Origin of the sequence: Nocardioides currus (genome assembly GCF_003057875.1) — a bacterium.
Classification (GTDB): domain Bacteria; phylum Actinomycetota; class Actinomycetes; order Propionibacteriales; family Nocardioidaceae; genus Nocardioides; species Nocardioides currus.
The window spans coordinates 292,752-315,191 of the sequence record NZ_PYXZ01000003.1; the positions used below are offsets into that span (position 1 = coordinate 292,752).

The window sequence follows — 22,440 nt, forward strand, 5'->3', positions numbered from 1 at the left end:
GCGGTCATGGAGCCACGCACGTGCTCGGGCCGGTTGCGTAGGCGCCCGTCGTCGTCGCCACGGCGCCGTTGTTGGCGTTGGTGAACCACGTGTTGGCGGCGCCTCCGAAGCTCGGCACCCGGGTGGGAATGGTCGGGTGGCCCTGGATCACGATGCTGGGCTGGCCGGTCGCCGCCTGGGTCGTGCCAGTCACGCTCAGGCAGGTGTTGTTGGCCGTGTCCTCGGGCGCGTTGTTGAAGCGCCCCACGAACGCCTGCTGTGCCGTGGCCCCGTTGGTCGACCCGACCACGTTGTTCTGGACCGTGACGTCGGACGCCATGGTGCCGCCGGTGGATCGTGCCGACACGGCCGGTCCCGCGCACTCGCGGACGTCGTTGAGCGCGACGTAGGCGCGCAGGGCGCCGCTGCCGTCCCGGTTGCGGAGGTCGAACCCGGAGGCGCTCGCGCTGCACGAGTCCGTGCCCGAGCCGCCGATCCGGTTGCGCAGGAGGGAGCCACGCACGACCCCAGCGGCAGCCGTGCCGTTGGCGGAGACCGTCACGGCCGAGGTGCGGGCGCCACGGATCGTGTTGCTGTCGGCCGAGAGGTAGGCGTTGCCGCCCCAGCCCGTGCCGGACCCGGCCACCACGATGCCGCCGCCCAGGGCGCCGGCTGCGACCGCGGTCGCGGACGTGGTGAACGAGCTGCGCGCGACGCTGGTGGTCAGCGTGCTGGTCGTGCCGGTCGCACTGCCCTGCACGTGGTCGCCGAGGTTGTCGCGGAACACCGAGTCGGACACGTTGAGGGTCGCCGCGTCCGCGCCGGCGACGTCCGTGCGCGCTCCGTCGCCGGAGGCGCCACCGCGCCGGCCGGCGTCGGAGACCAGCGACGTGAGGACGGTCAGCGAGCCTCGGCCCGACGCCACCAGGTTGGAGTCGTAGGAGTCGCCCACGAACGAGCCGGTGAGGCGGACCCCGGCGCCGGTGAGAGCGGCGTTGCCGGTGAAGTCGACACCGTTCTCGCCGACCGCGTCGCCGCTGCCCGTGACCTGGCTGTCGGTCAGGTTCACGATGCCGGCCGTGCCGACGGCCTCGACGCCGTGGCCGCGGCTGCCGTCGATCGACATGGACGTCAGGGTCGTGGCCCGCGTGTTGACCAGGCGGACGCCGGAGGCGCTCGAGTTGCGGATCACGCCTCCGGAGCAGGCGGCGAGGACCGGGGTGGCGGTGAGGGTGGCCGGGGTGCCCGGGCCGGTCGTGCCGGTGGTGCCGGCGGTCACGTCGCCACCGCAGGTCGTGCCGCCGCCGACGACGGTGAAGATGCCGTTGCTGACGCCGGTGTCCTGGAGGTTGATGCCGTTGACGGCGCCGTCGGAGGACACCGATGCGAAGGTGACGCCGCTCGCCCCGGTGCTCGTGCCGATGGCGGTGCCGACGATGCCGACGGCGGTCCCGGTCGTGGTCGACACGGTGCTGCCCGTGCCGGTGGCCGAGATCGTGCCGCCGCCCGAGGCTGAGAACCCGGCCTGTCCGGGGTTCGCGGTGCGCAGGGTGAGGCGTCCGGACAGGTTGAGGGTCGTGCCGCTCGTGCCCATCGTGATCCCGGCGCCGGCGAGGGTGGCGGGCACCGCCAGCACGCCCCCGGTGTGGCCGGTGACGCGGAGGGGCTGGCCGCCCGCGCTGCCGGCCGTGCCGTCGGCCGCGACGACCGACCCGGCGATGGTGGCGCTGCCGGTCCCGGTGCCGACGGCGATGCCGGTGCCGGTGGTGGTGGTGACGGCGTTGGCGGCGTTGCTGAGGATCAGGTTGCCGAACCCGGAGTAGGTGACGGCGTTCGCCGTACCCGTCGAGAGCGACAGCGGACCGCTGAACGTGACCGTGGCCCCGTTGGTGCCGACCTCGATGCCGCCCGAGTTGGCGTTCGCCGACGAGCTGACCGGGCCGCTGAACGTGATCGAACCGGAGTTGAAGGTCGTCACGCGTACGGCGCCGAGCGTGCCGCCGACGATCGTGGCCGCGTTCTGGTGGTCGACCAGGTTGCCGGCCGAGTAGTCGACCGCCCAGCGCGTGCCGCCCCGCAGGGTGACGTCGGAGGTCACCGTCGAGCTGGTCGTGCCGCTGGTGGCCAGGGCGGCACCGTTGCCGGTCGAGGTGATGTCGAGGCCGCTGATCGTGCTGCCGGTGGAGGCCTGCACCGCCGTCGACACACCGGTCGCGGTGAGGGTCGGTGCCGCACCCGCCGGGACCAGCCCGGGTAGTCCCGCCCGCTCGCCGATGAGCTTCTGCCCGGCCTCGAGCACCAGGACCGACGTGGCCGAGGAATAGGAGCCCGCGTGCACGAAGATCTCGTCGTCGGGGCCGTCCGGGTCGGTGTTGATCAGGTTGAGCGTCGAGAGCGAGGTGAACGGCGCGGTGGAGCGGCCGGTCCCGGGGGCCGTGCCCGAGTCGTCGACCCACCAGATGCGGCGGGTGCCGACGAGCATGGCGAGCGTGCCGGTCGAGATGGCCTCGCCGTCGGTGACGGAGTAGGTGAACGTGTCGGTCACGTCCTTGTCGCCGGCCTCGGGGAGGTAGCTGAACGATCCGGTCGCGGTGATCGTGAGCGACCCGCCCTGGCTGCCGGTGAGGGTGCCCGGGACGACGGAGAGCGCGTCGCCGTCCTGGTCGGTGTCGTTGGCCAGCGGCAGTGAGCCGGTGAGGGTGACGACCGGTCCGGTGGTCGTGACGGGACCGAGCTTGGCGAGCGTGTTGCCGATCGTGCCGTCGTAGCTGTCGGCGCCGACGGCCGGGGCGTCGTTGACGTCGTTGACCGTGATGGTGAAGGACGTCGCGTAGGACAGCCCCCCGTTGTCGGTGACGCGCACACGGACCGTGTAGCTCGACCTCGTCTCGACGTCGAAGGCACTGGCCGTCGTCAGCTGGCCGCCGACGATCGCGAACGACGCGTTGTCGGTGTCGCCGGCGCCGGCCGCGAGGGAGTAGGTGAACGTGGAGCCGGCATCGGGGTCCGAGGCGCTGAGGGTGCCGACGACCGTGCCGGCGGGCTTGTTCTCGTCGACGTCGGAGCGGCTCAGGGCCAAGGCCGTGGGTGCCTCGTTGACGTCGGTGACGGTGATGGTGAAGGCGCGGTCGAACGACAACCCGCCGGCGTCGGCGGTGCGGACCCGCACGGTGTAGGTCGTGCGCTGCTCGAAGTCGAGGTCGGCGACGGCCCGTAGCGAGCCACCGGTGATCGAGAACGCTGCGTTGTCCGCGCTGCCGGCGCCGCCCACGAGGGCGTAGGAGAAGGGCAGGGGGCCGTCGGGGTCGGTCGTCGTGAAGGTCCCGACGACCGCGTCGGGACCCGAGCTCTCCGGGATCGAGGAGCTGTCCAGGGTGAGGGCTGTCGGCGCCTCGTTGACGTTGGTGACGGTGATGGTGACGTCGCGCACGAACGACAGGCCGCCACCGTCGGTGACCCGCACCCGCACGGCGTACGACGCCTTCGTCTCGCGGTCGAAGACCGCAGCGGTGACGAGGTCGCCGCCGGCGATCGCGAACTGCGCGTTGTCGAGGGCGCCGGTGACGAGGGCGTACGTCGCGGTGTCGCCCGCGTCCGGGTCGGTGCTGCCGAGGATGCCGACAGAGGTGCCGGCGTCGGCGTTCTCGAGGACCGACTGGTTGCTGAGGGTCAGGGCGGTGGGCGCCTCGTTGACGTCGGTCACCGCAACGGTGAAGTCGCGGACGAACGTCAGGCCGCCCGCGTCGGTGACGCGGACCCGTGCGGTGAGGGAGGGGGTCGCCTCGAAGTCGATGCCCGCGGCCACGACGAGCCTGCCGCTGCTGATCGAGAACGTCGCGTTGTCGGCGGCGCCGGCCACGAGGGCGTACGCCGCGGTGTCGCCGGCGTCGGGATCGGTGCTCGCGAGGGTGCCGACCACGGTGCCGACCGACGAGTTCTCGGCAACGGACTGGTTGCTCAGCGTCAGGGCCGTGGGGGCCTCGTTGACGTCGGTGACGGTGATGACCAGGACCTTCTCGAACGCCTGGGCCGGGGTGCCGGCGTCGGTGACGCGGACGCGGACCGAGTGGCTCGACCGTGCCTCGAAGTCGAACGAGCGACCGGCGCGCAGGGTGTTGCCGGTGATCGTGAACTCGTCGTTGTCGCCGTCGCCGGTGCCCGCGACGAGCTCGTAGGTGTAGGGCGCGAGCCCGTCGGGGTCGGTGGCCGCGAGGGTGCCGACGGTCGCGTCGGTGCCGGCGTTCTCCGCGATCGTGCTGCTCGAGAGGGTGATGTCGCTCGGGGCGTCGTTGATCGCGTCGACGGTGATCGTGAAGCTCGCCTCGCGGGTCAGGCCGCCGGCGTCGGTCACGCGGACGCGGACGGCGTAGGAGCTCTTCGTCGCCTCGTCGAGGACCTCGGCGGTCTCGATCGTCGCGCCGTCGATGGCGAAGGCGTCGTTGTCGTCGGACCCCGGCCCGCCGACCAGGGTGTAGGTCGCGGTGTCGCCGGCGTCGGGGTCGGTGCTGTCGAGGTCGCCGACGGGGGTGCCGACCGGCTGGTGCTCGGGCACGACGGTGTCGTCGAGGGTGAGCGAGGTGGGAGCCTCGTTGACGTCCACGACCTCGATGGCGAAGGTCTCGACCAGCGACTCGGCCGGGGTCGCGCCGTCGCTGACGCGGACCCGGATCGCGTAGCTGTCCTGGTCCTCGAAGTCGAAGGCGTCGTCGGCCGTGAGGGTGTCGCCGGTGATCGCGAACGCGTCGTTGTCGCCCGAGCCCGGGCCGCCCACGAGGTCGTAGGTGAAGGGCGCCGGTCCGTCGCTGTCGACGGCGGCGAAGGTGCCGACGACGAGGGCGGTCGCGTTCTCCTCGATCGAGGTGCTCGACAGGCTGAGCGCGGTCGGGGCGTCGTTGATCGGGTCGACGGCGATCGTGAACGCCGCCTCGCGGGTCAGGCCGCCGTCGTCGGTGACGCGCACGCGGATGTCGTACTCGTTCTTCGTCGCCTCGTCGAGGACCTCCGCCGTCGCGACGGTGGTGCCGTCGATGGTGAAGGCGTCGTTGTCGTCGGATCCCGGGCCGCTGACGAGGGTGTACGTCGCGGTGTCGCCGGCGTCGGGGTCGGCGCTGTCGAGCTCGCCCACCGCCGTACCCACCGGCTGGTGCTCGTCGACGGCGTCGTCGGAGAGGGTCAGCGAGGTCGGGGCCTCGTTGACGTCGAGGACGTCGATGGTGAACGTGCGGGCGAAGGTCTCGCCGCCGGCGTCGGTGACGACGACCCGGGCGGTGGCGGAGGGAGTGGACTCGACGTCGAAGGAGTCGGCCGCGACCAGCTCGTCGCCGTCGACGGCGAAGCGGTCGTTGTCGGCGGCAGCAGGCACGAGGGCGTACGTCGCCGTGTCCCCCGCGTCCGGGTCCGTGCTCGACAGCGTGCCGACGGTGGTGCCGACGGGGCTGTTCTCGACGATGGTGTCGCCGTCGAGGGCGAGGCTGGTGGGCGCCTCGTTGACGTCGGTGACGGTCACCTGGACGTCGGCGTCGAGGTCCGCCGTACCCCCGGCGTGGATGCCGACCGTGCGGGTCGGGTCGGTCTCGAAGTCGAGACCGGTCGACCACAGCTCGTCGCCGTCGCGGATCTCGAGGTCGGTGCCACCGGAGGTGATGGTGAAGACGGGTGCGCTGTCGGCGTCGGGGTCGTCGACGGACAGGGTGCCGATGAGTGCCTCGGCGTTCTCCGTGACCGTGTCGCCGGACAGGTCGATGGTGGTCGGGTCCTCGTCGACGTCGGTGACGTCGATGGTGAAGGAGCGCGTCAGGTCGACGACGCCGTTGTCCTGCACGCGGATCGTCAGCTGACGGGTGGCGGCGGCCTCGTGGTCGAGGGCCCGCGTGGTCCACACCTGGTCGCCGGCGCGGATCTCGAAGTCGGCGCCGCCCGCGGTGATCGCGAACGCGGGCGCGGTCGAGGGGTCGGGGTCGGTGATCGACAGCGTGCCGACCTTGGCGACGGCGTTCTCCTCGACCGTCGTGGGAGCGAGGTCGAAGGTCGTGGGCTGGACGGTCGGGGTGACGGTGGGCGTCGCCGTGGGGGTGGGGGTCGGGGTCGGCGTGGGGGTGGGGGTGGCTGTCGGGGGGGCCGTGGGCGTCGCGGTGGGCGTGGGGACGGGCGCGGACGGCGTGACCTTGATCGACAGCGCGCGACCTCGGCGCTTGCCCAGGAGGTCGATGGCCTGGACCCGCACGGCGAGGCTCGGGTGGTCGGCGGCGGTGACGGAGGAGGTCACGAAGAGCTGGTCGCCGCGCAGCTGGACGAGGTCGTTGTCGTCGTCACCGGTGCCCTTCTGCAGGCGGAACCGGATCCGGTCGCCGGGGTCGGTGTCGCGAGCGGTCAGCAGGCCGGCGCTGACGCGCCCGGCGTTCTCGGGGATCGCACCGCCCGTGCGGCGCGGCTTGCCGGGGATGTGGTTGATCGCGCGGAAGAACGTGCCGTCGCAGTCCGCGCGCCGCTCGACGTGCACGAGGCGACCGGCCCGGCCGGTGGCGCAGAGCAGCCCGTCCTTGTTGCGGGGGAGGGTGAGCTCGCGCTCGCCGTCCTCGCAGCGTCCACCCGTCAGGGCGCCGTCGTGGTCACGGCACAGCGTGAGCGGCCGGTCGACGCGCAGCGCCGCCCGGCGCTCGTCGTCGCGGCACGACTCGGCGGCGCGCGCCGAGTCGCGCGAGACGCAGACCGACGTGAGGTCGGTCGGCCTCGACGCGGCATTTGCCGACGGGCTGTTCTTGACGACCTGGACGGTCGCGACGGGTGCAGCCGAAGCAGGCACGACGGCAAGAGCTGCCCCGACGGTCGTCAGGATCGCAGTGGCCGCCAGGGTGCGCACACAAGACATTCGTGGTCCTCCCCACAGGTGGGCACGAACCTACGAAGGATCCGGCGTCCTGTCCGGGGAATGGCGAACATCGCCGGGGCCGTCCCGTCGCCCGACGAGTGGGGTGTGACGGTGCCCACGTCCTAGGGTGTCGGCCATGGCTCAGACACCGCAGGCGCGCGCCAACGTGGCGGCGATCCCGACCTACGTCCCCGGCAAGCCGCCGACGCCGCGACCCGGCCTCACGACCTTCAAGCTCTCCTCCAACGAGAACCCCTACCCGCCGCTGCCCGGCGTGGTCGAGGCAGCGCTGGGGGCGGCCGAGGCGATGAACCGATATCCCGACATGGGCAACTCCGCGTTGTACGCCGCTCTGTCGGACTACCTCGACGTGCCGGTCTCCGACCTCGCCGCCGCGACCGGGTCGGTAGCGCTGATCTACCAGCTCTTCAACGCCTTCTGCGAGCCCGGCGACGAGGTCGTCTACGCGTGGCGCTCCTTCGAGGCCTACCCGATCGCCGCGACCGCCGCCGCCGCGGTGTCGGTGCAGGTCCCGGTGCGGCCCGACGGCCGTCACGACCTCGACGCGATGGCGGCCGCGATCACCGACCGCACCAGGGTCGTGATCGTGTGCACGCCCAACAACCCGACGGGGCCGGGCGTCACCCAGTCGGAGCTGGACGCCTTCCTGGCCCGCGTGCCGTCGCACGTGCTGGTGGTGGTGGACGAGGCCTACCTCGAGTTCGTCCGGATGGACGAAGCGATCGACGGGCTCGCGACCTACCGGGCGCACCCGAACGTCGTGCTCACCCGGACCTTCTCCAAGGCCTACGGGCTGGCCGGCTTCCGGGTCGGCTACGCCGTCGGATCGCCGGCGATCGCCGGCGCCCTCCGCGCCGTGTCGCTGCCCTTCGGCGTCTCGAGCGTCGCCCAGGCCGCAGCGATCGCCTCGCTCGCCTCCGCCGACGCGCTGTTCGAGCGGGTCGGGGCACTGGTGGACGAGCGCTCCCGGGTGGTCGAGGGCGTCCGCGCCGCCGGCTGGGACATCCCCGACGCCCAGGGCAACTTCGTGTGGTTCGCGCTCGGTGAGCGCACCGACGAGTTCGCCGCCGCGGCCGACGAGCTCGGCATCGTCGTACGCCCCTTCGCCGGCGAGGGGGCCCGCGTGTCCATCGGTGAGGACGAGGCGAACGACCGGCTGATCGAGCTCGCGCGCACCTTCCCGCGCTGAACTTCTCGAGGGAATTGCGAACTTCTGGGGGTTTGCATGCCCCGGGATGTCTCGGTTTCCCCGGCTAGCCGGGGAAACCGAGACAGGAACCTGATCAGCCCCGGTCGGTCACGACCGCGACGCCCTCGATCTTCACCGGCTTGTTCTTCGCGACGACGATCCGCAGCTTGCCGCTGGTGGGCTTGGCGAGCTTCACCGTCCGGAGCCGGTTGACCTTGTTCTTGCCCTTGAGGCTGAAGGTCTTGACCCGCTTCTTTCCGATGAACACCTTGACGCTGCCGGCCTTGCGGGCGGTGCTGACCACCAGTGTGACCTGCGTGGCCTTCTTGATCCGCTTGGTGAGCTGGTCGCCCCGGTCGCGCGAGGTGACGTAGTCACCGCCGAACGCCGCCGCCCTCGTGACCCGCTTCCAGTCGCCCTTCCGCTTCAGCACGTTGTCGTCGTACGGCACGGTGAAGGTTCGCGTCGCCGGGGTGGCGTCGGCGACGCCGGCCTGGTCGACCGCCGCGACGGCGAAGACGTGGGTGCCCGCGCCGTACGACTTCGTCAGGCCGCCCGCCGCGCACGGCACGGTCTTGCCGTCGACCGTGCAGACGAAGGTCGACCCGGGCGCCGTCGAGGAGTAGGCGAAGGCCTGCTCGGTCTTCAGCACGACCGAGTCCTCGGCCGGGCCGGCGGTGATCTTCGTGTCCGGCGCCGGGCTGGCCTGCAGCTTGAACGAGGCGTCGTTGACGTCGAAGAAGTAGTTGCCGACGGCCTCGATCTTGATCCGCACGTCGGCGGCGGTGACGTTGGGCATCAGCAGCGTCTCGGAGCCGTCGTTGGGCGTCGCGGCCGCGAGCACGGTGCCAAAGGTGGCACCGCCGTCCGTCGAGGCCGAGATCTTCACCGTCGGCGCGAGGGCCTGGGTGTTGTTGACCGCCCACGTGACCGGGACGGCGGTGCCGCCGGCCACGGTCGCGCCGGGCGTCGCCTGCGAGGTGACCAGGAACGGACCCGCGGTCGGGTCGAGGTTGAGGGTCACGTCGTCGTACGACAGCCCGCCACCCGTCGGGTAGAGGTCACGCGCGGTGAGCCGGAAGTGCATGGCCGGCGTCGTGCTGCCGGCCGTGCCGACGTAGCCCGCCCTGGGGAGGTACTCCGAGTAGCACTCCGTCAGCTTCGGGTCGAGCCGCACGAACGGCACCGGCACCGGCGGCGCCGTCGGGCAGACGCCGGTCGCCGCGTTGGTGTTGCCGCTCAGGATCTGCGCCATGTCGGGGAAGACCCGCGTCGGGCTGCCGTCGGCGATGTTCTGGTTGGGCGACGGGGTCAGCAGCGAGTCGGCGTCGGAGACCATCGCCTCCTTGCCGAACACCCGGAACAGCGGGCCGTTGACCTTGGTGTTGCTCACCAGCGCGGTGCCGCCGGTGCGCTCGGGACCACCGGTGTCGTTCTGCTCCCAGAGGAAGAGCAGCGGGTTGCCGTCGGCGTCGGTGCCCGACCCGGTGAGGGCGAACGGCGTCTGCATCGGCAGCGTCTTGTCGGCCGGTGCGGCCACCGTCGGGTTGTGGTTGGTGGTGGCCTCGGCAGCGATGCCGCCGTTGTCGGCCGGCCCGCCCTTGGCGGTCTCGCCGACGAGCGTGGTGACGTCGCCGTTGCCGGTGACGGTCAGGGCGTCGAAGTCGACGTCGCCGGCGTCGGCGCCGAACACGGTGGGCTCCTCGTTGAAGATCACCTGGAAACCGCGGCTGTCGATCTCGGTCGGGTCGGGGCGGTAGCCCGTCTCGTCGAAGTCCCACTGAACGACCGACACGTCGGCGCCGGTGGCGGTCTCGATCGCGGCCTCGACACCAGCAGCGGTGTAGTCGGTGCCGTTGGTCACCGTGACCGGGGTCGAGCCGTCGTAGCTGATGTTGATCGAGTCGGTGCCGTCGAAGTCACGCAGGGAGACCGTCTGCACCTCGATGTTGGCGTAGTTGGCGCCCTCCGTGTAGGTCGTCACCTCGTCGACCGTCCGCTGCGAGAAGTAGGGGTCGGAGTGCTCCTGCAGGTTGTCCTGGCGGCAGATCCCGGCGTAGGCCATCACCGACGACCCCGAGCCGGGCTCGACCGACGTGGTGCCCTCACGGTTGCCGAGCGAGCAGTTGAGCTGGGTGCCGTTGAAGGTGTGGTTGCCGGCGAACTGGTGGCCCATCTCGTGGGCGACGTAGTCGATGGCGAAGAAGTCGCCCTTCGGCTCGGGGAGACCGGTGCAGCCCGAGGCCTTGTAGTCGCCGCCGACGACGCCGAGGAACGCGACGCCGCCGCCGTTGACGCCGAGCGCGATGTGGCCGATGTCGTAGTTGGAGGCACCGACGAGCAGGCCGAGCACGTTGCGGTTCTCACCGAGCGCGGGGGAGTCGCAGAAGTCGAGCCCACCGGGGACGTCGTCGCTGTCGTCGTCGGGCGTGCCGCCGTCGTCGTACAGGCTGAAGCAGGGGGCGGAGCCGCACGGACCGTCGGGCCCGGTGGCCTCCTCGTCGGTGTCGAAGTTGAGGTCGTCGGTCGCGTTGACGAGGCGCATCGTGATCGCCAGGTCGTCGTTGTAGACCTGGTTGACGCGGTTCATCAACGTCACCTTCTCGGCCAGCACGTTGGCGGCGCCGAAGTAGGCGGCGTAGGTCGGGTCGGAGGTCAGTGCGAGGCGGTAGACCTTGCGGGAGACCGACGCGCCCGCGGTGGTGCGCTCGGCTGCGCGCGCCTCGGCGAGCTTGTCGCCGACGCCCGCGATCTCTCCCTCGCGGCGGCGCTGCTCGCTGGCGGGGAGGTCGGCGCCGTAGTAGCTCAGGTGCTGCGTGGTGCCGCGGGTGTTGTAGGCCGGGTCGACGTACCAGTCGCGCTGGGCGCCCGCGGTCCGCACCGACGCGTGGAAGCCCATCGGGGTGAGGTCGAGCGCGATCGAGGCGAGCGGGTCGTCGACGCCGCGCCCCGACCAGGTGCCGATCTCCGGGTGCGCGGCGGCGAGCTTGGACTCCATCGTCCGGGTGGGGGTGACGCGGAAGGTCTGGAGGGCGCCCGACGGGTCGGGCACCTCGATCTCCGCGGTGCCGGTGCCGGTGGGCAGGTCGGCGCGCAGCGACGCGAGGTCGACCCGCGTGGCGGCGTACTCCTTCGGCTCGACGCGGACCTTGCCCCCGGTGGGCGTGAAGCCCTTGAGGGAGGTGAAGGACCCGTCGTCGGGAGCGGCCGACGCGAGGCTGGTCATCGTCGCCGGCAGCACCCCCGCTCCCAGGACCAGCGTGACCGTGACAGCAAGACGACGAACACCGGCAGTGCGCAAGGCAGATTCCCCTCGAGTGGCGTGGAGATTGCACTCAAGCACCGTTTTCACCCCAGCGCCAGAGTCGGGATCCGAAGGGGTGGGACCCGGACAGCGGGCACGTGCGTGCGCCGAGCGGACGTCAGTGGTCGACGGGGACCGGGGCGGCCTGGGCCCGGTCCATCGACCGGAAGGACGGCACCCGGGTCGGGGCCATCGTCGTCGCGGCGTAGGCGATTCCGGCGACGAGCAGCGCGGGCGCCAGGCCGATCCCGGCGACGGCGAGGCCGCCGAGGATCCCGCCGAGCGGCATCAGCGACCAGCAGATCGCGGTGTTGAGCGACGAGACCCGGCCCAGCAGCGGCTCGGGGATCCGCTCGAGGATGACGGCGCCGAGGATCGGGTTGAGGAACCCGGACGCCAGCCCGGCAAGGGCCATCACGGCGAACACCGCCCAGAGCGGGGAGTCGAACGCCATCACCAGGAACCGGGGTGCGCCGGCGACCAGGAAGGCGAGGACGTAGGTGCGGTAGCGCGGCAGCGTCTCGCCCCACTTCGCGGCGATCAGCGCGCCGACCACCGAGGCGCCGCTCATGACGGCGAAGAGCGTCCCGAGCACGGCCACCCCCGCGCCGGAGTCCTTGGCCCACACCGGTGCGAGCACGGCCGACCACGCCTGGTCGATCAGGTTGGTGACGGCGACCATCGCGCAGATCGCGACCAGCACGGGCTCGGTCCGCAGGAACCGCCAGCCCTCCACCAGCTCCTGGGCGTACGTCGATGCGTCGGCCGCCTCCGCCCGCGGGACGGGCTTGCCCAGCCCGGTCGTGGCCAGCCCGAAGACGACGAACGAGACGAGGAAGGAGAACGCGTCGACGTACAACGCGTTGGCGGCGCCGATCCCCGCCACCAGCAGCCCGGCGAGGGCAGCACCGAGCATGGTGGACGTGCGCTCGATCGCGCCGGACAGTCCGGTGACCCGCTCGAGGGAGACGCCGGCGACGCGGGCGATCTCCGGCGTCATCGCGGCCTTGCCGGCGTCGCCCGGCCCGCGCAGGGCGCCGGCGAGCGCGACCAGGCCCAGCAGCAGCGGGAAGCCGAGGTGGCCGAGGTGGTGCAGCAGCGGGATGGCGCCGACCACGAACGCCGACGCGAGGTCGCAGGCCAGGGTGACGCGGCGGGGGCCGACGCGGTCGAGGAGCGGTCCGCCGAGCGCCTTGAAGACCACCAGCGGCGTGATCTCGAACGCCGCGACGAGGCCGGTCTGGGTCGCCGAGCCGGTGGTCGAGAGGACGAACCACGGCACCGCGATCATCGAGATGCGGGTGCCGACGAACGACACGCCTTCGGCGGTCAGGCCGCCGACCAGGGGGGCCCGTCGGGTCAGCGTGGTCGTGGGCGTGCTCATGTGTGGGCCCCCGGTCGCGGGAAGGCGTTGAGGTTGACCGCGAAGGGGGCCGCGGTCTCGTCGTCGCTGTGGGGCGTCTCCTCGATGATCGCCGTCAGCCGCTCCACGAGCGCCTGGGCGCCGGGCGGGGTCAACGAGCGCTCCCAGTCGCTGAGCGTGCCGACCTTCCTCCACGGCTCGGGCAGCGAGTGCATCTCGGCCACCGCGGCACGCAACCGGTCGCCGTACGCGAGGGCCACGGTCAGGAGGTAGGCCTCGATGTCCTCCTCGGACTCGCCCTGGCCCTCGAAGTCGGTGCGGGTGCTGTCGTGCGCCGCGCGCCACCAGCGGTCGCGTGCGTTGCCGCGCTCGGTGTCCTCGAGGATGAAGCCGTGCTGCGCGAGCTGGCGCAGGTGGTAGGACGTCGCGCCGGTGTTGAGGTCGAGCCGCTGCGCGAGCGTGGTCGCGGTCGCGGGCCCCTCGGTGCGGAGCAGGCCGAGCATCTTCAGCCGGACGGGGTGGCTCAGGGCGCGGAGACCGGCGATGTCGGGGGTGACGGAGGAGGCCATGGTCTGAGCGTAGAACTGCAAAGAGTCATTTGCAAACACTTCTTTGCGGTACGGCGATCTACCCGATCATGGGCGTGACCGGCCCCGGCGTCATGGCTAGCGTCGAGCCGTGGGCCAGCGTGCGGGCACGACCAGGGGCAGGGGCAGACGGGCGGCACTCGTCACCGCCACCGTCGGCGCGCTCGTCACGGCCCTGCTGCTCGTGCCCGGCGCGGCGCAGGCCGCGCCCCCGGCCAACGACGCCTTCGCCGCCGCGGCCGACCTCGGCTCGGCGGTCCCGGCGGTCGCCGTCGGGTCCAACGTCGAGGCCACGACCGAGGCCGGCGAACCGCTGGTGCGAGGAGCGAGCGAGGCGACGGGGACGATCTGGTGGAGGTGGACCGCACCCGCGACGGCCCGCTACCGCGTCGACCTGTGCGCCACCACGCCGGTCTTCACCGCGACCCTGGCCGTGTTCAGCGGCGCGAGCGTGTCCGGGCTGACCAACGTCACGGCGGTCGGGGACGGGCTCACCGGCGCGGCGCCGAACTCCTACCTCGGGGGCAAGTGCGCCGACCTCGACCTGCCGGCCGCGGCGTTCGACGCGGTCGCCGGCACGACGTACAGCATCGCCGTCGGCGGGGTGGGCGGCTCGACGAGCTCGAGCATCGCGCTGGCCCTGAGCCGTCCGGCGCCCAACGACGACCACGCCAACGCCGTCGACCTGGGCTCGGCCGTCCCGGCGACCGGCAGCGGCAGCAACGTCGGCGCCTCGGTCGAGGCCGGCGAGCCGCTCACCCGCAACATCTTCCAGGCCTCCGGCACGATCTGGTGGACCTGGACGCCACCGGTCACCGCCCGCTACCGCGTCGACATCTGCTCCTCGTCGCCGGTGCTCGTCGGGACGCTCGGGGTCTTCACCGGACCGAACGTCGCCGCGCTGGCCAATGCGTCGTCGGTCGGCACGGGTCGTACGGCGGCGACGCCCGACTATCCCGGCGGCCAGTGCCCGGACACCCGGGTGGTGGCGGTCGCGTTCGACGCGGTGGTCGGCACGACCTACGCCATCGCCGCCGGGGGTGCCGGGGGCACGACCAGCAGCAACATCGTGCTGCACCTGAGCCGGCCCGCGGTCAACGACAACTTCGCCAACGCCCTCGACCTGGGGTCTGCCGTCCCGGCCTCGGCGACCGGCAGCAACGTCGGCGCCTCCGACGAGGTCGGGGAGCCCCTCGCCCGTGGTGGCGTGACCGGCACCGGCACCGTGTGGTGGAGCTGGACGGCGCCGGCTGCCGGCCGCTACCGCGTGGACCTCTGCTCCACCCAGCCCGCGTTCAACGGCACCCTCGCGGTCTATACGGGTACGGCGGTGATCGCCCTGACCAACCGGACCACCCTCGGCACCGGGCGGACGCCGGCCGCCAAGCCCTACCCCGGTGGCCAGTGCGCCACCTCGAGCCTGCCGGCGGCCGCCTTCGACGCCACGGCCGGCACGACCTACCGCTTCGCCGCCGGCGGCTCGGCGGGCGCGAGCAGCCCGAAGCTCGTCCTGCGCGTCTCGCGGGCCGTCCAGTCCTGCGCCGACGCGTCCAGGGCGCTGCGCTCCGCCCGGTCGACGCTGGCCCGGGCGGTGAGGAAGACCGCCGTGGCCACCCGGCGCGCGCGGGCCGCGACCAGGCTGGCGAAGGCGCAGCCGAGCGCCAAGCACGCCGCCGCGGCGAAGAAGGCGAAGGCCCGGGCCACGAAGGCGAGGGCGAAGCAGCGCGCGGCCGCTCGGGACCTCAGGCAGGCGAAGGCCGCCCGGGCGAAGGCCTGCTGAGGCCCCGCGCCAGGGCCGGGACGACCACGGCTGCGGCCGCGAGGTGCAGCACGACCAGCGCGAGGGACGTCGCCGCGCTCGCGCCGACCAGGAAGGGCGGCACCAGCGAGACGAGCGTCAGCGCGAGCGCCGTACGCACGAAGACGTGGGCAGGTCGGGAGGCCCAGCGGAGCAGGGCCGCGGCGATCAGCACCCCGATCACCGAGAAGAAGCCGGTCACCACCGCGACGCCGGACACCGGGATCGTCTCCCCGCCCTCGGGGACCTCGAGCGTGACACCCACCGCTCGCGCCAGGGCGGCGAGCAGCGCGGTCACCACCATCGCGGCCCCGGTCGCGAGCAGGCCGAGGACGGCCAGGCGCCCGAGGCGGTGTCCCGCCCCGGGCACGGTCACGGCAGTCATCGCGACACCTCGTCGGTCGCCGCCGGCAGGCTCGCCGGGAGTCCCAGGTGGACGAACTGCTCGGGGCCGAAGATGGTGACCTCGGTGATCGACCCGCCGCTGACGCGCAACACGTCGATGGCCAGCGGGAGGTGGGCCGACGCCTCCTCGTGCCAGGTGTAGTAGCCGATCGCCGGCTGCCGGTTCACCGCGGTCGGGACGCCGCGGAGACCGGTCATCTCGGGGTAGCCGCCCTCGATCCAGTCGGCCAGGACGGCGTCACGGCCGACGATCAGGCCCGGCGTCGGCGGCATCGCGAACCGGACGTCGTCGCGCAGCATGGTGGCGATCGCGTCGATGTCGGTCGCCATGCTGGCCTCGGTGAAGCGACGCACCAGGTCGCGGTTGTCGGTGTCGTCCTCACCGCCCGTCCACTCGTGCCGTTCGGGCGGCAGGTGCTCCCGCATCCCCGCCCGGGCCCGCTGCAGCGCGCTGTTGACGGAGTTGACCGAGTCGCCGAGCAGGTCGGCGACGTCCTTCGCCGGCCAGCCGACGACGTCGCGCAGGATCAGCGCCGCCCGCGGCCTAGGCGCGAGGTGCTGCACCGCGACGACGTAGGCCAGCTCGACCGTCTCCCGCGCGAGTGCCGCGGTCTCGGGCTCGTCGGCCTCGTCCGCGGTCAGCTCGTCGAGCAGGCGGTCGGGATAGGGCTGGAGCCACAGCACCTCGCCGCCGGTGGCCGGCTCCGGTCGCCGCTTGGCGAGCAGGTCGAGGCAGGCGTTGGTGGCGATGCGGTAGAGCCACGCGCGGAAGCTCGCGCGCCCCTCGAACGTCTCGCGCCGTCGCCAGGCGCGCAGGAACGTCTCCTGCACGGCGTCCTCGGCGTCCTGGAACGACCCGAGCATCCGGTAGCAGTGCACGTGCAGCTCGCGCCGGTGCCGCTCGGCGTGCCCCGTGAAGGCCGCCTCGTCCGTCCCGTCCAGCTCCTGCACGTCGATCTCCTTCGGCTGCGTGCTCACGCTCATCCTCATCCTCACCTCTCGTGTCCGGTCGTGGATATGACGCCGGCGGCGGCGAGAACTCATCACCCCGTTCGCTTCGAAGGTTGAAAGTGCGATGATCGAGGCATGGCCGACGCTGCGACGTACACCGACAAGGGCAAGCCCTTCGAGCGCGACATGACCTACATCCCGGACCGGTTGCGCGCCGGCGACGAGCCGGCCGACCCGCTCGAGGGGGCGTACGGCGCCGACCCGGACGCGCCGTCGTGGCCGGTCGAGCCCGGCCGCTACCGGCTGGTGGCGGCCAAGGCCTGCCCGTGGGCCAACCGCGCGATCATCGTGCGCAACCTGCTCGGGCTCGAGGACGTGATCTCGCTCGGCATGCCCGGTCCGACGCACGACGCCCGCAGCTGGACCTTCGACCTCGACCCCGGTGGCGTCGACCCCGTGCTGGGGATCGAGCGGCTGCAGGAGGCCTACTTCAACCGCGTGCCCGACTACCCGCGCGGCATCACGGTGCCGGCCATCGTCGAGGTCGAGACGGTCAAGGTCGTGACCAACGACTTCCCCTGGATCACCCACGACTTCTTCTTCGAGTGGCGCGAGCACCACCGCGCCGACGCGCCCGACCTGTGGCCCGCGGACTCGCGCGAGGAGATGGAGGCCGTGATGAAGCGGGTCTTCACCGAGGTCAACAACGGCGTCTACCGCTGCGGCTTCGCCGGTTCGCAGGAGGCGTACGACGCGGCGTACGAGCGCCTCTTCGCCGCCCTCGACTGGCTCGAGAAGCGCCTCACCGACCGCCGCTACCTGATGGGCGAGGCGATCACCGAGGCCGACGTGCGACTGTTCACGACGCTCGCGCGCTTCGACGCCGTCTACCACGGCCACTTCAAGTGCAACCGCAACAAGCTGATCGAGATGCCGGCGCTGTGGGGCTATGCCCGCGACCTGTTCCAGACGCCCGGCTTCGGCGAGACCATCGACTTCGAGCAGATCAAGGCGCACTACTACCGCGTGCACACCGACGTGAACCCGACCGGGATCGTGCCGCAGGGGCCCGACGAGTCCGGCTGGACGACCCCGCACGGTCGGGGCTGAGCGCCCGGATCAGGGGGTCGGCGGGCTCGTCGTCGGCGTGCCCGTCGGCGTGCCGGTCGTCGTCGGGCTCGTCGTGGGTGTCGTCGGGGTCCCGGTCGGTGTCGTGGTGGGCGTGCCCGTCGGGGTCACGGTCGGTGACGTCGTCGGTGACGTCGTCGGTGAGGTCGTCGGTGTGACCGTGGGCGTCGGGGTGGGTGTCGGCGTCTCGGTCGGCGTCGGGGGTGGCGCGGGCGCCGGCTCGGGACCCTGCACGAACGCCGAGAGCACGGGGCCGTCCTTGGTCCACAGCAGGCGGGCGGCGTACAGCGCGCGCTTGCCGACGTCCTCGTAGTCCGAGGGCCCGTGGTAGCTCTGGTAGCACGGCAGGTTGGTGCCCTTGCAGACCCAGCCGTGGAAGAACAGCCGGTTGGCGTGGGTGTCGGTGGCCTCGACGTAGTCGGCGCCGCCGGGCCCGCACACACCGGAGTTCTGGCGGTTGACCAGCGCGTGGCCGCGGGTGCCCTGCCAGCCCTGGTGGCGGAACTTCGAGCGGCGCCAGATGGTGCGGTAGCGGCAGTCGCCGTAGTCGCCGCGCGAGGTGATCAGGTAGTACCACTGGCCGTGCTTGACCATCACCGGGTTCTCGAGCACGCCGACGTCGCGGATCAGCTCGCGGCTGCGCCCGAACGTGCCGGTGCCGGCCGCGTTGAGGCGGATCATCCGGATCGTCGAGGGCGTGCCCTGGGTGCGATACATCAGGAAGCGGCGGCCGTCGGGGGCGACGAACGACGAGGGGTCGATGACGCCCCGGTTGGGCAGTCCGGTGCGGCCGGCGACCGGGTCGAAGGCCGGCTGCGTCGTGGAGTAGTCGGGACACACCAGCGGGCGGTTGCTGACGGGGGTGAACTTGTCCGCCAGGGTCGGGGCGGTCGCGACGCCGATGCAGCGGTCCTGCTCGTGGGGCAGGCCGCGCGAGGGCATCGTGTAGTAGGCCAGCCAGCCGTTGGGGCCCTGCTCGATCTCCGGGCCCCAGACGCCGGCGAACTTCGCCCATGCCGGTCGCCCGTTGAGCAGGTCGCCGGTGGGGTCCCAGTTGCCCCAGTCGTAGTCGGAGACCGCGCCGCGGGCGCGGAACCCGGTCGCCGCGCCGAACCAGCGCGTGCCGTCGAAGACCACGGTCGGGTCGCCGAAGTCGCGGGTCCAGATCAGCGGACGCGGCGCCTGCGCGGCCTTGCGTGCGTCGCTCGCGCCGTCGTCGGCGCCGCTGGCCGGTGACGAGACCGGGGACAGGACGAGCAGGGCGGGCAGCGCCGCCAGCGCGACGAGCGCGCCGAGCCAGCGGGACGGGTGTCGTGGTGCACGCATGTGGCAGGTACCCCCTTCAAGGCACTCCTTTGATACCGCGAGGCCGGGAAATTGTTGCAACTCGGCCTGCCCCGGCGTCGGGATATCCATGGGAGGAACGGGGGGTGGATCGGCCCGGCACCCCCCGAGATCGCCCATGGATATCCCCGCGGGAGGGTCAGAGGAAGCCGCGGACCACCGGGACGCCGTCGACCCAGTCGAGGTCGGCGGCGTACATCGGCCGGATCGCCCGGGAGCGGTGACGCACCGTGTCCTTCCGGATCCCCGGGCCGCACGGCGTGGTCGAGCCGCGGCAGGTCCAGGCGTGGAAGTAGACCCGCAGCCGCTTGGAGTGCGGCATCGGGGTCACGTCGGCGCCGCCCGGACCGCACAGGCCCGACGACTGGTCGAGCAGCACCCCCGTCGTCGCCTCGGCCCAGCTCAGGATCGAGGTCGAGCGGCGCCAGACCGTCCGGTAGGAGCAGTGGGTGAAGTCGCCCTGCGACAGCAGCATCACCCAGCCGGTGGGGCGCTCGATGAGCACCGGGTTCTCCAGCACGCCGTCGTGCCGGAACAGCTCGACGCTCTGACCGGCGGCGTGCAGGCCGCTCCTCGACAGGGGCAGCAGCCGGATCGACGACGGGATCCGGTCGGTCTTGTAGAGCAGGTGTGGCCGGCCCCCGGCGACGACGAGCGACGGGTCGATCACGCCCGCCCGGGGCAGGCCGGGGAGGACCACCGGCACCGTGTCCTCGGCGGCCGGCGCAGCGACGTACGACGGACAGACCAGCGGCCTGCCGCCGATCGCCGTGAACCCCCCGGTCGCGGAGCGGGAGCGGGCGACGCCGATGCAGCGGCCGTACTCACCGATGCCGCGCACGGGCGCTGCGAAGTAGAGCACCCACCAGCGACCGACGCGGGCGATGTCGGAGGCCCAGATGTCGCCGTCGGCGTGCGACCACGAGGGCAGCCGGACGAGCGACGAGCCGGCCGGTCGCCAGGCTCCGCTCGGGCGCTCGGAGAACGATCGCGGCACCAGGCTGCCGGTGGAGAAGCCGACGAAGCCGTTGCCGCTCACGGTCACCGCCGGGTCGGCGAAGTCGCCGCTGAGGACGGGTCGCGGGACGCGCTCGGCCAGCGCTGGTACGGCGACGAGCGCGAGCGCCGCCGAGAGGGCGGTGACGAGGAGGCCGGTGAGGGCGGGACGCAGACGCACGGCGCACAACCTAGACGCACCTCGATTCGCCCCCGGGGTGCTGCGCCCGATAACTTTGACGACACCATGTGGTCGGGGTCACACACGCCTGCGGCAGCATGGAATCACACAGCCCTCGGTGCGCCCGGTGACCCCGCGCAGCCGCCGGCATGAACGAATGGAGTGCCATGAGCGACACCGCAGCAGCCAGCCCCGGACACTTCGGGCCCGATCTCGCGGAGGTCTTCGGGCCCTCGCAGCAGGACGGCGGCCCCGAGCTCGTCCAGCTCCTGACGCCCGAGGGTGAGCGCGTCCACCACGCCGAGTTCGACCACGACTTCTCCGCCGAGGAGCTGCGCGGCTTCTACCGCGACATGGTGCTCACCCGGCGCATCGACACCGAGGCGACCGCGCTCCAGCGCCACGGCGAGCTCGGCATCTGGGCCCAGCTGCTCGGCCAGGAGGCCGCGCAGATCGGCGCCGGCCGCGCGCTCCGCCCGCAGGACTACGTCTTCCCGACCTACCGCGAGCACGGCGTCGCCTACACCCGTGGCATCGACCCGCTCGACCTGCTCGGACTCTTCCGCGGCGTCGACCAGGGTGCCTGGGACCCCGCCGAGAAGAACTTCGGCCTCTACACGATCGTCATCGGCGCGCAGGTGCTGCACGGCGTCGGCTACGCCATGGGCATCCAGCGCGACGGAGCCGTCGGCACCGGCGACCCCGACCGCGACGCCGCCGTCATCGCCCACTTCGGCGACGGCGCGTCCTCGCAGGGCGACGTCAACGAGGGCTTCATCTTCGCCGCGTCCTACAACGCGCCGGTGGTCTTCTTCTGCCAGAACAACCAGTGGGCCATCTCGGAGCCGATCGAGCGCCAGACCCGCATCCCGCTCTACCAGCGCGCCCTCGGCTTCGGCTTCCCGGGCGTGCGCGTGGACGGCAACGACGTGCTGGCGACGTACGCCGTCACGAAGGCCGCGCTGCAGCGTGCGCGCGACGGCCAGGGCCCGACCTTCATCGAGGCCTACACCTACCGCATGGGTGCGCACACGACCACCGACGACCCGACGCGCTACCGCCTCTCCGACGACGTCGAGAGCTGGAAGCTCAAGGACCCGATCGAGCGGCTCAAGGTCTACCTGCGCCGCAACGGCCTCGTCGACCAGCAGTTCTTCGACGACCTCGACGACGAGGCGAAGGAGCTCGGCCACCACCTCCGCGAGGGCTGCAAGGCGCTGCCCGACCCGCAGCCGATGAGCGTCTTCGACCACGTCTACACCGAGATGACCGACGAGCTCGCCGCCCAGCGCGACGGCTACGAGGCCTACCTCGCCTCGTTCGAGGGGAGCGACCACTGATGAGCACCGCACAGAAGATCACGCTGGCCAAGGGCCTCAACATGGGCCTGCGCAAGGCCATGGAGGACGACCCGAAGGTCCTCATCATGGGTGAGGACGTCGGCAAGCTCGGCGGCGTCTTCCGCATCACCGACGGCCTGCAGAAGGACTTCGGCGAGGACCGCGTCATCGACTCGCCGCTCGCGGAGTCCGGCATCGTCGGCACCGCGGTCGGCATGGCCCTGCGTGGCTACCGCCCTGTCGTGGAGATCCAGTTCGACGGCTTCGTCTACCCCGCGTACGACCAGATCGTGTGCCAGGTCGCGAAGATGACCTTCCGCTCGCAGGGCAGGTCGAAGATGCCGATGGTCATCCGCATCCCGTTCGGCGGCGGCATCGGCGCGGTCGAGCACCACAGCGAGTCGCCGGAGGCGCAGTTCGCGCACACGCCGGGCCTCAAGGTCGTCGCGTGCTCCAACCCGGTCGACGGCTACTGGATGATCCAGCAGGCCATCGCCTGCGACGACCCGGTGATCTTCCTGGAGCCGAAGCGGCAGTACCACGCCGACAAGCTCGAGCTCGACGAGTCGGCCACTCCCGACCCGCTCTTCACCTCCCGCACCGTGCGCGCCGGCTCCGACGTCACCGTGCTGGCCTACGGCCCGACGGTGAAGACCGCGCTCAAGGCCGCCGAGGCCGCCGCAGGAGAGGGCAAGTCGCTCGAGGTCATCGACCTGCGCACGCTGTCTCCGCTGGACATGAAGCCGGTCTTCGAGTCGGTCCGCCGCACCGGCCGCGTCGTCGTCACCCACGAGGCGCACGTCAACCTCGGCATGGGCGCCGAGCTGTCGGCCCGGATCACCGAGGAGTGCTTCTACTCCCTCGAGGCCCCGGTCCTGCGCGTCGGCGGCTTCGACACCCCGTACCCGCCGTCGCGGATCGAGGAGGAGTGGTTGCCCGACCTCGACCGCGTCCTGGATGCCGTCGACCGTTCGCTGGAGTTCTGA

13 protein-coding genes are annotated in these 22,440 nt (G+C 72.1%); 5 read left to right on the forward strand and 8 right to left on the reverse strand.

Annotation, left to right across the window (positions count from 1 at the left end):
- Positions 1 to 4 precede the first annotated feature (4 nt).
- The gene (locus tag C7S10_RS10220) at positions 5 to 6,847 is read right to left on the reverse strand and encodes a cadherin domain-containing protein (protein WP_133176482.1); all 6,843 of its coding nucleotides are present in this window, start codon (positions 6,845 to 6,847) and stop codon (positions 5 to 7) included.
- A gap of 136 nt (positions 6,848 to 6,983) precedes the next feature.
- On the opposite strand from C7S10_RS10220, the gene hisC reads away from it, so the two are divergent.
- A complete protein-coding gene (gene hisC, locus C7S10_RS10225) occupies positions 6,984 to 8,057 on the forward strand; it encodes a histidinol-phosphate transaminase (protein ID WP_108344320.1) in 1,074 nt (357 codons plus the stop codon).
- 94 nt (positions 8,058 to 8,151) lie between these two features.
- Here the strand turns inward: hisC and C7S10_RS10230 are convergent, their stop codons facing one another.
- The 3 genes from C7S10_RS10230 to C7S10_RS10240 all read right to left on the reverse strand — a co-directional run bounded on the left by C7S10_RS10230 (position 8,152) and on the right by C7S10_RS10240 (position 13,293).
- Complete coding sequence (locus C7S10_RS10230; protein WP_243395302.1) at positions 8,152 to 11,358, reverse strand: reprolysin-like metallopeptidase; 3,207 nt, start codon at positions 11,356 to 11,358, stop codon at positions 8,152 to 8,154.
- A gap of 121 nt (positions 11,359 to 11,479) precedes the next feature.
- Positions 11,480 to 12,745: an MFS transporter gene (locus tag C7S10_RS10235; protein ID WP_108344321.1), complete on the reverse strand. Its 1,266-nt coding sequence runs from the start codon at positions 12,743 to 12,745 to the stop codon at positions 11,480 to 11,482.
- The gene (locus tag C7S10_RS10240; RefSeq protein WP_108344322.1) at positions 12,742 to 13,293 is read right to left on the reverse strand and encodes an ArsR/SmtB family transcription factor; all 552 of its coding nucleotides are present in this window, start codon (positions 13,291 to 13,293) and stop codon (positions 12,742 to 12,744) included. Before C7S10_RS10240 ends, C7S10_RS10235 begins: the two co-directional genes overlap by 4 nt.
- Before the next feature lie 109 nt (positions 13,294 to 13,402).
- On the opposite strand from C7S10_RS10240, the gene C7S10_RS10245 reads away from it, so the two are divergent.
- Positions 13,403 to 15,091, forward strand: coding sequence for a hypothetical protein (locus C7S10_RS10245; RefSeq protein ID WP_108344323.1), 1,689 nt, complete (start codon positions 13,403 to 13,405; stop codon positions 15,089 to 15,091).
- On the opposite strand, the gene C7S10_RS10250 is transcribed toward C7S10_RS10245, so the two are convergent.
- Both C7S10_RS10250 and C7S10_RS10255 read right to left on the reverse strand, forming a co-directional pair.
- The gene (locus tag C7S10_RS10250; protein WP_108344324.1) at positions 15,054 to 15,494 is read right to left on the reverse strand and encodes a DUF6069 family protein; all 441 of its coding nucleotides are present in this window, start codon (positions 15,492 to 15,494) and stop codon (positions 15,054 to 15,056) included. The genes C7S10_RS10245 and C7S10_RS10250 overlap by 38 nt on opposite strands.
- Positions 15,491 to 16,492, reverse strand: coding sequence for an RNA polymerase subunit sigma-70 (locus C7S10_RS10255; RefSeq protein WP_243395303.1), 1,002 nt, complete (start codon positions 16,490 to 16,492; stop codon positions 15,491 to 15,493). The genes C7S10_RS10250 and C7S10_RS10255 overlap by 4 nt, the downstream gene beginning before the upstream one ends.
- Positions 16,493 to 16,600: 108 nt before the next feature.
- On the opposite strand from C7S10_RS10255, the gene C7S10_RS10260 reads away from it, so the two are divergent.
- On the forward strand, positions 16,601 to 17,575 hold the full coding sequence (locus C7S10_RS10260; RefSeq protein WP_108344326.1) for a glutathione S-transferase C-terminal domain-containing protein: 975 nt from the start codon (positions 16,601 to 16,603) through the stop codon (positions 17,573 to 17,575).
- A gap of 9 nt (positions 17,576 to 17,584) precedes the next feature.
- On the opposite strand, the gene C7S10_RS10265 is transcribed toward C7S10_RS10260, so the two are convergent.
- Together C7S10_RS10265 and C7S10_RS10270 are read right to left on the reverse strand one after the other, a co-directional pair.
- Entirely contained in the window at positions 17,585 to 18,919 is a 1,335-nt protein-coding gene (locus tag C7S10_RS10265; RefSeq protein WP_165807108.1) for a family 43 glycosylhydrolase, read from the reverse strand.
- Between the two features lie 157 nt (positions 18,920 to 19,076).
- Positions 19,077 to 20,114 (reverse strand): family 43 glycosylhydrolase, encoded by a 1,038-nt coding sequence (locus C7S10_RS10270; RefSeq protein ID WP_165807109.1) that lies wholly within the window; start codon positions 20,112 to 20,114, stop codon positions 19,077 to 19,079.
- A gap of 167 nt (positions 20,115 to 20,281) precedes the next feature.
- On the opposite strand from C7S10_RS10270, the gene pdhA reads away from it, so the two are divergent.
- Entirely contained in the window at positions 20,282 to 21,454 is a 1,173-nt protein-coding gene (gene pdhA / locus C7S10_RS10275) for a pyruvate dehydrogenase (acetyl-transferring) E1 component subunit alpha (protein ID WP_108344329.1), read from the forward strand.
- Positions 21,454 to 22,440, forward strand: a complete 987-nt coding sequence (locus C7S10_RS10280) for an alpha-ketoacid dehydrogenase subunit beta (protein WP_108344330.1) — start codon at positions 21,454 to 21,456, stop codon at positions 22,438 to 22,440. Before pdhA ends, C7S10_RS10280 begins: the two co-directional genes overlap by 1 nt.